This window comes from Arthrobacter sp. MP_M4 (assembly GCF_035984855.1).
Lineage (GTDB): Bacteria > Actinomycetota > Actinomycetes > Actinomycetales > Micrococcaceae > Arthrobacter.
On record NZ_JAXCHX010000007.1, the window covers coordinates 86,345 to 97,957 of the forward strand.

Annotated in this window: 10 protein-coding genes; all 10 read right to left on the reverse strand. The window is 66.9% G+C overall.

Annotation, left to right across the window (positions count from 1 at the left end; translation table 11 throughout):
* Positions 1-5 precede the first annotated feature (5 nt).
* On the reverse strand, positions 6-2,024 hold the full coding sequence (locus RCH15_RS08125) for a helix-turn-helix transcriptional regulator (RefSeq protein ID WP_326959836.1): 2,019 nt from the start codon (positions 2,022-2,024) through the stop codon (positions 6-8).
* Between the two features lie 139 nt (positions 2,025-2,163).
* Positions 2,164-2,559, reverse strand: coding sequence for an FKBP-type peptidyl-prolyl cis-trans isomerase (locus tag RCH15_RS08130; RefSeq protein ID WP_326959838.1), 396 nt, complete (start codon positions 2,557-2,559; stop codon positions 2,164-2,166).
* Positions 2,560-2,600: 41 nt separating this feature from the next.
* A complete protein-coding gene (locus tag RCH15_RS08135) occupies positions 2,601-3,533 on the reverse strand; it encodes an FKBP-type peptidyl-prolyl cis-trans isomerase (RefSeq protein ID WP_326959840.1) in 933 nt (310 codons plus the stop codon).
* 111 nt (positions 3,534-3,644) lie between these two features.
* Positions 3,645-5,009, reverse strand: coding sequence for a Pup--protein ligase (gene pafA / locus RCH15_RS08140; protein WP_326959842.1), 1,365 nt, complete (start codon positions 5,007-5,009; stop codon positions 3,645-3,647).
* Position 5,010: 1 nt separating this feature from the next.
* Positions 5,011-5,718: a proteasome subunit alpha gene (gene prcA / locus RCH15_RS08145; RefSeq protein ID WP_326959844.1), complete on the reverse strand. Its 708-nt coding sequence runs from the start codon at positions 5,716-5,718 to the stop codon at positions 5,011-5,013.
* A 1-nt stretch (position 5,719) separates the two neighbouring features.
* Positions 5,720-6,553 carry a proteasome subunit beta gene (prcB, locus tag RCH15_RS08150; protein WP_326959845.1) on the reverse strand — a complete coding sequence of 278 codons (834 nt, stop codon included), beginning with the start codon at positions 6,551-6,553 and terminating at the stop codon, positions 5,720-5,722.
* Between the two features lie 87 nt (positions 6,554-6,640).
* Entirely contained in the window at positions 6,641-6,844 is a 204-nt protein-coding gene (locus tag RCH15_RS08155) for a ubiquitin-like protein Pup (protein WP_211881074.1), read from the reverse strand.
* Between the two features lie 90 nt (positions 6,845-6,934).
* Complete coding sequence (gene dop, locus RCH15_RS08160; protein WP_326959914.1) at positions 6,935-8,545, reverse strand: depupylase/deamidase Dop; 1,611 nt, start codon at positions 8,543-8,545, stop codon at positions 6,935-6,937.
* 59 nt (positions 8,546-8,604) lie between these two features.
* Entirely contained in the window at positions 8,605-10,389 is a 1,785-nt protein-coding gene (arc, locus tag RCH15_RS08165; RefSeq protein WP_326959850.1) for a proteasome ATPase, read from the reverse strand.
* Between the two features lie 82 nt (positions 10,390-10,471).
* Entirely contained in the window at positions 10,472-11,587 is a 1,116-nt protein-coding gene (locus tag RCH15_RS08170; protein WP_326959852.1) for a tRNA (adenine-N1)-methyltransferase, read from the reverse strand.
* Positions 11,588-11,613 lie beyond the last annotated feature (26 nt).

Below are 11,613 nucleotides of genomic sequence, written 5' to 3' on the forward strand. Positions count from 1 at the left end.
ACCGGCTACGCATCGTATTGGGCCAGCGCAGCGGCGAGCCAGTCGCGGGAAGCGGCAGCGGGCGCGTCCGGCGCCAGGATGCGTGCCGTCCCGCCGTGCTGGGCCACGAACATCGGCAGCCAGTCGGTGCTGCCGAAGCGGATCTCGGCCAGCAGCCCGCCCTCGGGCAAGGTGGCCGTTCGCTCCGCATAGTATTCATCGGCCAGGCCGGCGCCCCGGCGGGTGAGTTCCACTATCACGACGGTGTCGTCGTCGTTGGGGGTGAACAGCTTGACCGGGACGCTGCCGTCCGCCGATGCCGGCGCCGAGACGGGCAGGCCGTTGGGTTCCAGGGTTTCGATCCGGTCCAGCCGGAAGTTCCGCAGGGCCCGGGCGGAATGGCAGTAAGCCTCGAGGTACCAGGTGTTGTCCAGGGAGTAAAGCCTCAGCGGATCAATGTCACGGTCGGAGACCGTGTCCCGGAGCGGCGAGAAGTAACGCAACCGCAACTGCGCCCCGGTCCTGATGGCTTCGCGGGCCGTTGCCAGCGCCGCGGAATTGCTGGGTCCCACTTCGGGCCCGGACAGGGCGGCAGCTTTAAGGCCTTCCTCCCCCGCCGCCGCCATGAGCTTGAGGGTGACGGATTCCAGCGCGCTGCCCTCGGCCAGTTCGGGGAGTCCATTGAGCGTTTCCAGCCCGGTCAGGAGGGCGCAAGCCTCCTCCACGGTGAAGCGCACGGGACGGGTCAGGTCGAGGTCCTGGCTGATGGTGACGTGGTCGTCGTCCCACTGGATGTCCAGCAGGTCATCCGGGTACCCCTCCGGCAGGCCTGAGCAGATCAGGATGCGCAGGTCCGCTTCCAGCTCACTGCGGGTAATGCCGAACTTAGCCGCAACTTCGCTGATGTGCAGGCCCTGGTTGTGCACCAAAAACGGGACCAGCTGCAGCATGCGGCTCAGCTGGTCCTCGGACGTCCGCTTGCGGCCGTGGCGCGGCGTCCCCGGAGGTCCAGCGGCTGCCGGGGAGGACACCGCCGGGAAGCTAATCGGCGGGACGGGCGCGGCGGCGAAGTCAGCGGCAGCGGACAGCCGCCGGCGCACCGAGGTGACGAGCTCGGGCGGGGACACCACCCGGATCCGGGGCCCGTAGGAGGCGAGTTCCTCCGCGAGAGTCTCGGCGTCCCGGTATGGCACGCTAAGCCGGTCCCGGCCCGGTGCGGGCTGTCCGGCGCCAGACTCGGGGACCGGGTCAGGGAGAGCACGTTTTCGGAGCCCGCGCAGGCTGCCGGCCTGCACGTCAATGACGGCAGCCAGGACCGGCAGTTCGGCGAGGCCGGCAAGTTCCGCCCGTACGTTGAAGTCGGCGGGAGGGACGAAGCTCTCCTTCGCGAGGACGGTCACGGCGGAAGTGAGGCGGGAGAGCCGGAAGAACCGCTTGTGGCCGCGGTCCCTGTCGTGGGCGACGAGGTACCACTGGCCGAAGCGGCTCCCCAGCCCCCAGGGCTCCACGTGCCGGGTCTCCTCCTTGCCCGTGCTGCCGGCGAGGTAGCGGAAGCTGACGGGGTGCTGGGCGTGCATGGCGGCAACGAGGTCCTCGAAGGCCTGGCCCGCGGGCCGGATCCGCGGCTGGAGGCCGCCCGGGAGTTCAGTGTCAGCCAGTCCACCGGACGCCTGGAGCTTGCGTACCGCGTTCTGGGCGGCGGAGCCCAGGGCAGCATGTTCCCAGAGTTGGGCGGCGAGCATGAGCACGGTGCACTCTGCCGGGCTGAGGCTGACGTCGGGAAGGCGGTTGGATTCCTTGCCGATCCGGTAGCGGGTGGTGGCCGGGTCATCCGAACCCCAGCCGGTGTCCATCACGGTCTCGACCTCGAATCCGAACCGCCGCAACTCGGATTTGTCGCGTTCGAACATCCGGCCGAAGGCGGTGTCGGTGCTGGTGGTGTCGTGGTAGACCTTCTCGCGCAGCTCGCCGCGGCGCAGGCCGTAGGTGGTGTTAAGCAGGGCAATGAGCAGGTTCAGGAGGCGTTCGGTACGTGAGGTTGACACCCCGCAAGGGTACTAAAGTCCCTGCCTGAAACCGACAAAAGCGCGGTAACAGCCGGAAGAACTTTTCCGATTGTTACCGCGCTCAGTGTCGGGTGACGCACTGGTGGTGGGCCCGCGCCCGCCGGGTTCCCTGTCCGCGTTAGCGGACGGCGACGAGGTCGACGACGAAGATGAGGGCCTCGTTCGGGCCGATCGCCCCGCCGGCGCCGCGCGGGCCGTAGGCCAGCTCGGAGGGAATTTCCAGGCGGCGGCGGCCGCCCACCTTCATGCCCAGCAGGCCCTGGTCCCAGCCCTGGATGACCTGGCCGACGCCGACGCGGAAGTCGAGCGGTGCGCCGCGGCCCCAGGAGGCGTCGAACTCTTCGCCGGTGGACCAGGCCACGCCAACGTAGTGGGTGGAGACGGTGTCGCCGGCCTTGGCTTCAGCGCCGTCGCCCGCAATCAGGTCGGTGATGACCAGCTCGGTGGGAACGGCGCCCTCGGGGAAATCAATTTCCGGCTTCTGGCGGTCAATGTTTCGCTGTCCAAATGACATGGTTGCTCCTTCTTGCGTGGCTGTGGAATTTTTTGCGGTGGTTACTTGACGCCGAGGATGTCGACGACGAAGACGAGGTCGCCCTTCGCGTCGCCCTTGCCTTCTTCGCCGTAGGCGAGGTCCTTCGGGACCACCAGAAGGACGCGGGAGCCGACCGTCTTGCCGGCCAGGCCCTGGGTCCAGCCCTTGATGACGCCGCTGAGCGGGAAGGTGGCCTTCTTGCCGCTGTCGAAGCTGGAATCGAAGACCTTGCCGCCGGCGAGGGCAACGCCTACGTAGTTGACGGTAATGGTATCGGATTCCTTGACCACTTGGCCGTTGCCCTTGATGAGGTCCTGGGACACGAGTGCGGTCGGGGCGGCGACGCCGTCGACGGAGATTTCCGGAATGCCCTTGTCATTGTCCTTGACCGTCGGCAGGCCGGCCGGCGGGGTGACGGCCTCACCTTCGGGCTTGTCCAGGACCGGGGCCGCATCCTTGGCTGAGACGACTTTGACGACGAGCAGCTGGGTCGGCTTTGCCTCTGCGCCTTCCGCGGCCGCGTTGCCGGGAACGGCAAGGGCCAGGAGCGAGCCGGTCTTCGCGCCGACGAAGGCGTTGTAAATCACGCCGCTGCTGGTCTTAAGCTCGTCGTTCAGTTCGAGCTCTTCGGGATCATTCGGGAAGGTGTCTTCCAGGGTGGAGCCGTCTTTGCCGCTGAGGGCGACGATGGAGATCGAGGCGACCTGGTTTGCCTTGACCCGGTCGCCGTCGCCCTCCGTGACCACCTTGACAGTGGGTTCAGTGACCTCGAGCGGCTTGGTGAAATCAACACCGGGTGCCTTCTTGTCGCCGTTCTCCGTCAGCTTGAGGGAGTCCAGCTTGGCGGTATCGCCGGCGGACTGGCTGGTGGGCTCTGGAGCGGCTGGCTCCCCGCCGCCGCAGGCGGTCAGGAGCAGCAGCCCGGGAAGAAGAATTGCTAATAGTCGGCGCACGTAGGAACTTTCGTCGGGGCAGGATGGACGCTTTGCCGGGCATAGGCCAGCAGCAAAGCAAGCGTTGGCCGCAGAACGGCACCCCTCCAGAATAACGCGGAAAGCTGGGTGTCAGCCCATAGAGTTCAGCAAAGCGTCCACCCGCTCGTCCACGCTGCGGAACGGGTCCTTGCACAACAGGGTCTGGTGGGCGCGGTCATTGAGCTTCAAATGCACCCAGTCCACGGTGTAGTCGCGGCCCAGTTCCTGCGCGCGCCGGACAAAGTCGCCGCGAAGTTTGGCGCGGGTGGTCTGCGGCGGCGCATCCACTGCGTCCTTGACGGCGGTGTCATCGACCACCCGGCGGACCGCCCCGCGGGACTGCAACAGGTAGTACAGCCCACGGGTCCGGGAAATGTCATGGTAGGTCAGGTCAAGCTGGGCGATCCGCGGCGCGTCCAGCCCCAGGTTGTGCCGCTCGCGGTAGTTGTCCATGAGTTTCTTCTTGATCGCCCAGTCCACTTCCGTGTCGATCCTGCTGGTGTCCCCGCTCTCGATCGCGTCAAGGGTGCGCTCCCAGAGGTCCAGGATCAGCGGGACATGGGCGTTATGGGCCCCCTGCTCCGCGACGAACGCCGTGACTTTGGCCAGGTATTCGCGTTGGATTTCCAGGGCGGTGAGCTGCCGGCCGTTGGCAAGACGGACCAGTACCCGGCCGCTGAGGTCGTGGGAGATTTCCCGGATGCTGCGGATCGGGTTCTCCATCCGCATGTCGCGCATGATCACCCCCGCCTCGATCATCCGCAGGATCAGATCCACGGTTCCGACCTTGAGCAGGGCCGTCGTCTCGGACATGTTGGAGTCGCCCACGATCACGTGGAGCCGGCGGTAGAACTCTGCGTCCGCGTGCGGCTCGTCGCGGGTGTTGATGATGGGACGGGACCGGGTGGTGGCGGAGGAGACGCCCTCCCAGATGTGGTCGGCGCGCTGGGAAAACGCAAACGTGGCCCCGTGGGGGGTCTTGAGGATTTTGCCGGCCCCGGCGATCAGCTGCCGGGTCACGAGGAACGGAATGAGAATCTCAGCAAGCCGGGAGAACTCGCCGCGCCGCGGAATCAGGTAGTTTTCATGGCTGCCGTAGGAGTTCCCGGCGGAGTCCGTGTTGTTCTTAAACAGGTAGACGGTGCCGTTGAAGCCCTCGGCCGCGAGCCGTTCCTGTGCCTCGTCGACGAGGTCGTCCAGGATGAGTTCCCCGGCCCGGTCGTGCGCGACCAACTGGGCGAGGTCGTCGCATTCCGCGGTGGCGTACTCCGGGTGGGATCCGACGTCGAGGTACAGCCTGGAGCCGTTGGTCAGGAAGACGTTGGAGGATCTCCCCCAGCTGACCACTTTACGGAACAGGTAGCGGGCCACCTCCTCCGGGGCGAGCGGGCGGGACTCAGGGCTCGAATAGGAAATTCCGAACTCCGTTTCGATGCCGAAAATGCGCTTGTCCATCTCAGTTCTCCCTTCCCAGCGAAGCGGTGATGTCGGCGTCGTCGAGCCTGCGGAAAGCGCGGCGCGTACCTCTGTTGCTTTCGGAACCGCGGTCCAGCACCGCCACTTCCACCGCCGACGCCGGCAGGGTGTCGGCTTCCTTGTCCGCGACGAGCCCGGCCAGGGCAAGCCTGATGGCACTGGCAAAGTCGAGTTCGCCCTGCCAGCCCGCGGCCACGGCCTCGGACACCTTGTCCGCCTGGCCTCCCATCACAATGAAGCCTTTCTCATCCGCGATCGAACCGTCGAAGGTCAGGCGGTAGAGGTGGTCCTCGTCCGGGGAGGTGCCGACCTCGGCCACGGCGAGTTCGACTTCGAAGGGCTTCTGTTCCGCCGTGAACACCGCACCGAGGCTTTGGGCGTAGACGCTCGCGAGGCCCCGGGCGGTGACGTCCTCCCGGTCGTAGGAGTAGCCGCGGACGTCCGCGTAGCGCACCCCGGCCTGGCGGAGGCTTTCAAATTCGTTGTACTTGCCCACGGCGGCAAACGCGATCTTGTCGTAGATCTCACCGATTTTATGCAGCGAGGGCGACGGGTTTTCGGCCACGAGGGCAATCCCTTCACGGCAGCTGATGACCACCACGGACCGGCCGCGCGCGATGCCTTTCCGCGCGAAATCCGCGCGGTCCTTCATGAGTTGTTCCGGCGACACGTAGAACTGCTGGGTCATCTCAGGCCTCCCGCTGGGCCACGGCCCTGGATTCAATGATGGTGCCGGCGACTGCCGCGAGCTCACGCTCCGGGACGCGGTAGGCACCCGTCCTGTTAACGATGTAGACCACCGGCCAGAGCTGCCGCACGGGGTCGGGGCCGCCGGTCGCGGAGTCGTCGTCGGCGGCGTCGTAGAGCGCCTCGACGGCGACGGCCACGGCGTCGGATTCCGGCAGGTTCGGCCGCCACAGCTTCTTCAGCGCGCCGCGCGCGAACATCGAGCCGGACCCCACGGTGTGGTGCTCCTGTTCCTCATACCGTCCGCCCGTGACGTCGTAGGAGAACAGCCGGCCCATTCCTGCCGGACGGTCGAAGCCCGCGAAGAGCGGCACGACGGCGAGCCCCTGCATGGCCATCGGGAGATTGCTGCGGATCATGGCGCCGAGCCGGTTGGCTTTGCCATCGAGGCTGAGCAGGGTGCCTTCGATTTTCTCGTAGTGCTCCAGTTCGACCTGGAAAAGCCGGGTGATGTCCAAGGCGATTCCGGCGGTCCCGGCGATGCCCAGCACGGAGTATTGGTCCGCGGGGAAGACTTTCTCGATGTGCCGGCTGGCGATGACGTTGCCCATGGTGGCGCGCCGGTCCCCCGCCATCAGCACCCCGCCCGCGTAGGTCAGGGCGACGATAGTGGTTCCGTGGGGCGCCTGCAGAGCCACCCCGGGGCCGCCCGTCTGGACGAGCTGGCCGGTCGCGTGCTGTCCGAACGGCAATAAATCGGGGCGCTGGCGCTGCAGATGTTCGGTGAAGGAGGACGTGGCGTTGGCTGCTACCTGGTTGGCGGTGGTTTCCTGCACTGGTGCACTCCCTCAACGTAGTGAATCAACGACTTCCGGCCCTCAGCCCCGTCCCGGCGCGACCCCTGGGCGGTGGTGTCCGGCCCGCTACTGGCCGCCCTTTTGGACAAAGGCACGGACAAACTCTTCGGCGTTGGACTCCAGAACACCGTCGATTTCATCCAGCAGGTCATCGACGCCCTGGGTGGCGGCCGACGCCTGTGCCTCCGCGGGTGCGGGCGGCGCGGCGGGAACGTCCTCGTCAACTTCGGTGTCGCGCGACTGCGGCTGCTGCTGCTCCTGGCCTGCCATTGCTTTCTCCTTCTGTCCGCCCCTCCTTCGCGAGGGACTTCCTGTAAGCCATATTGCCACGCCCGGAGCCCTTGCGGGGGCTCTTTGGTCCTAGGACGCGGGTGGGAGTCCGAGCAGTTCCGAAAGGAACCCCCCGGCGTCGCGGTGCCGGGCGAAAAGTGGGCCGGTGAGGGCCTCTGTTCCGCGCAGGGGTTCGCGGGTGGGGACCCGCTGCAACCTGCCGCGGCCGGGCACATCGAAGATCACGGAGTCCCAGCTGGCTCCCACCACGTCTGCTCCGAAACGGCTGACGCAGCGGCCCCGGAAATAGGCCCGGGTGTCCGACGGCGGTTCCGTCACGGCGCGCTGGACAGCGCCGTCGTCGACGATCCGCTGCATCCGGTCCCGGGCGAGGAGGCGGTGGTAGAGCCCCTTTTCAGGCCGGATGTCCGCCCATTGCAGGTCCACGAGGCCCAGCCGCGCGTGGCCCCAGTCCAGTCCGTCGCGGTCCCGGTAACCTTCCAGCAGCGAGAGTTTGGCCAGCCATTCCACCGAGGACGCGGCGGCTGCCCGGTCGCTACCCAGGGACGTCAGCGTCGAGGACCAGCGTTCGAGCACATCGTGGGTGTGGCCGTCACCGTCCACGGCGTCGGCGACGCCGGTGTCCTGGGCGTGCTTCGCGGCCGCTTCGAAGTAGATCCACTGCAGGTCAAGGGCGGTGATCCGCCGTCCGTCGTGCAGCCGCAGGGTGGCTACGAGGTCGGTGTCGTGGCTGACCGCCTGCAGCGCCGCGACCGGCTCATGGACTTCGAGTCTGGGGGCCAGGCCGGCCTCAATCAGACTCAGCACCAGCGCGGTGGCGCCGAACTTGAGGTAGTTGGAAACCTGGCTGAGGTTGGCGTCGCCGATGATGACGTGCAGCCGACGGTACTTGTCCGCAGTCGCATGGGGTTCATCGCGGGTGTTGATGATGGGCCGCCGGATCGTGGTTTCCAGGCCCACCTCGGTTTCGAAGAAGTCCGCCCGCTGGCTGATCTGGTAGCCGGGGCGGGAACCGTCCTGTTTCATGCCGACCCGTCCGGCACCGCAGATGATTTGCCGGGTGATGAAGAACGGGGTCAGACCGCGGACGATCTCGCCGAACGGGACGGTGCGGGGCATCAGGTAATTCTCGTGCGACCCGTAGGACACCGACTTGTTGTCGGTGTTGTTCTTGTACAGGTTGATCGGGGGCAGGTCCGGGTCGGCGGCCAGCCGTCGCACCGCGGCCAGGGCCACGAGGTCTCCGGCGGCGTCCCAGGCGACGGCGTCGCGCGGGTTGGTCACTTCCGGGCTGGAGTACTCGGGGTGGGCGTGGTCCACATAGAGCCGGGCTCCGTTGCCGAGCACCATGTTCATCAGCAGGCTGCCGGATTCGTCCTCGCCGTCGGCCTCAAGTTCCTGCCGGCCGTAAGCGAGCGCAATGGCTTCGGCATCGAGGACGGGCGGCTGGTCCGTCAGCTGGTCCGGGTCGGCGTGGCTGCGCTCCAGGGTCCAGCCACGGGCGTCATGCAGCGGCTCCTCGTCGGTGTAATCCCAGCGGGTTTCGGCTCCGCCGGCGGCGCGCTGGCGCGTCACCTGGGCGTAGGCCTGAATCACCCGGGCGGACATCATGGTGGCGTTCGCCCCAGGGGCGGAGGGCGCGTGGATGCCGTACTCGGTCTCGGAGCCCATCACCCGCATGGCTCCGCCGACGGGAAGCCCGCCGGAAACACCGGCGGGCTTCCCGGGCACAGCCGACGTCACAGGTACTGGCCCGTGCTCGGCATCGTCTCGATGGATTTGCCGGGCTCCTGCCCCGCCTTGCCCTGGACGATGGTGCGGATGTACGTGATGCGCTCGCCCTTCTTACCGGAGATCCGTGCCCAGTCGTCCGGGTTGGTGGTGTTGGGCATGTCCTCGTGTTCGCGGAACTCGTCGACGACGGCGCGGAGCAGGTGGTCGATCCGGATGCCCCGCTGGCCCACGGTGAGCAGGTCCTTGATGGCGTACTTCTTGGCCCGGTCCACCACGTTCTGCACCACGGCGCCGGAATTGAAGTCCTTGAAGTAGAGCATTTCGGTGTCGCCGTTGGCGTAGGTGACCTCGAGGTATTCGTTGGACTTGTCGGTGGAGTACATGGCCTCGACCGTGCGCTGGACCATCGCGTCCACGGTGGCCTGGACGTCGCCCTGGTGCTCGGCGAGATCCGACTCGTGGAAGGGAAGGTCGGCGGTGATGTACTTGTTGAAGATGTCCGCCGCGGCTTCGGCATCGGGGCGGTGGATCTTGACCTTCACGTCCAGGCGGCCCGGCCGCAGGATCGCCGGGTCGATCATGTCCTCACGGTTGGAGGCGCCGATCACGATCACGTTGTCGAGCCGCTCGACGCCGTCGATCTCGCTGAGCAGCTGCGGCACAATGGTCGTTTCGACGTCGGAGGAAATGCCGGTGCCCCGGGTGCGGAACAGGGAATCCATTTCGTCAAAGAAGACCACCACCGGGCTGCCCTCGGAGGCCTTTTCCCGGGCACGGGCGAAAATCAACCGGATGTGGCGTTCCGTCTCACCGACGTACTTGTCCAGCAGTTCCGGTCCTTTGATGTTCAGGAAGTAGCTCTTCATGTCCGTTTTGCCGGTGCGCTCGGCGGCGCGGGCTGCAAGGGAATTCGCCACTGCCTTGGCGATGAGCGTTTTGCCGCAGCCGGGCGGGCCGTAGAGCAGGATGCCTTTGGGTGCTTTGAGGCCGTGTTCGCGGTACAGGTCCGGGTGCAGGAAAGGCAGTTCCACGGCGTCGCGGATCTGTTCGATCTGCGGGCCCAGGCCGCCGATGTCCTGGTAGGTGATGTCCGGAACTTCCTCGAGGACAAGGTTTTCCACCTCCGAACGCGGGATCTTCTCAAGCGCGTACCCCGTGCGTGAATCGATGGAGAGGGCATCGCCCACCCGGAGTTTTTGTGCGAGCAGAGCCCCGGAGAGCCGGATGACGCGCTCCTCGTCCGCCCGCCCCACCACCAGGGCGCGGTCGGTGCCCAGCAGTTCCTTCAGCGTGACAAGGTCCCCGGCCCGTTCGTACCCCAGCCCGGCGACCACCATGAGTGCCTCGTTCAGGAGAACTTCCTGGCCGGCGGCCAGCTGGTTCATGTTCACCAGCGGGCTGATCCCTACGCGCATTTTCCGGCCGGCGTTGAAGATGTCCACCGATTCCTCGGTGGCGGCCTGCCCGCCGTTGCCGGCGGAGGACTGGCGTTTCGGGTTCAGCTGCAGCACGGTGCCGAAGCTGTACGGCGGCTGGCCCTCCTGGTCGAGTGCGCTCTTGAGCCGCAGGATCTCCGCTTTAGCGGTCTCCAGCATCGCCACCAGCTTGGAGTTGTTCTGCGTGGCGGCGGCGAGCTGACGGTCAATATGCCGGAGCTTGTCCCGGAGGATATTGACCTGCCGTTCCGCCACGGACAGTTCAGTGGCCGGATAGCGGTCCCCGCCGGTGGCGTGCCCCTGCCCTGCGTCCTCTGCCGGAGTCAGGCCCGGATCAGTGTTCGGAGTCTCCATCGTGCATCAGCCCCTTCCTACGCGTCTATTAAGACATTAGCCCCAAGAAGCAAGGTGACGGGGAAGACTTCCGAAATACGGACTACTTCGTAATGTCCGGATCGTCCTTGACGTGGGTCCCCGCTATGGCGTCCCGGGCTGCCCGGCGGAGCTTCTTGTCCGAGACGGCCCGCTCCCCCACAGCCCCGGGTGTCCAGGCGTTGACGTCCTCTTCGTTGAAGTCGGTCTTGGACGGGCGGCGCTTCACGGAGATGCCCGTGACACCGTCGGCCAGCCGCCGGGTGACCAGCAGGAAGCCGGTATGCGCGACCATCCTGTGGTCCGGGCGCACTGCCAGGCCCTCAAGGTGCCAGCCACGGACCATGGACTCCCAGGCGTCGGGCTCGGTGAAGCGGCCGTCGGCGCGGATGGCCTCCGCGGTCCGGGACAGCTGCGTCACAGTGGCGACATAGTTGATCCACACGCCGCCCGGTGCCAGGACTGTGGCCACGGCGTCCAGGCACTCCCACGGGGCGAGCATGTCCAAGACCACGCGGTCCACGGAGCCGGGTTCTTCGGTGCGGAGCACCTGCTCCTGGAAGTCGCCAAGGGTGATCTGCCAGGCCGGGTGCGGACCGCCAAAGATTGTTTCGACGTTGCCGCGGGCGATGTCGGCGAATTCCTCCCGGCGCTCGAAGGAGTGCAGGTAGCCGTTGTCGCCCACCGCGCGGAGCAGCGAGATGGAGAGGGCGCCGGAGCCGACTCCGGCCTCGACGACGCGGGCGCCCGGGAAGATGTCAGCCATGGTGACGATCTGGCCCGCGTCCTTGGGGTAGACCACCGCCGCGCCGCGGGGCATGGAGAGAACGAAGTCCGACAGCAGGGGCCGCAGGGTCTGGTACTGCTGTCCGACGTTGTTGACCACCACGGAGCCGTCCGGCTTGCCGATGATCTCGTCGTGGTTCAGGAAGCCGCGGTGGGTGTGGAATGCGCCGCCCACTTCCAGGCTGATGGTGTTCATCCGGCCGCGTTCGTCGGTGAGCTGCACGCGTTCGCCTTCCCGGAAAGGTCCGCGGCGGCGGGCCGCCCCGACGGGGGCGGCAGCACGGGCCACGCCCGTTGCGGGAGCCGGAGCGGTGCCGGGTGTGGTGTCGACGGCTGCGGCGTCGGTTGTTACGGCGTCGTCCGGGCTGGTGCTCGCGGCGGTGTCGCTGCTCATGTAAATAGTCCTCGCTCCTGGAAAGC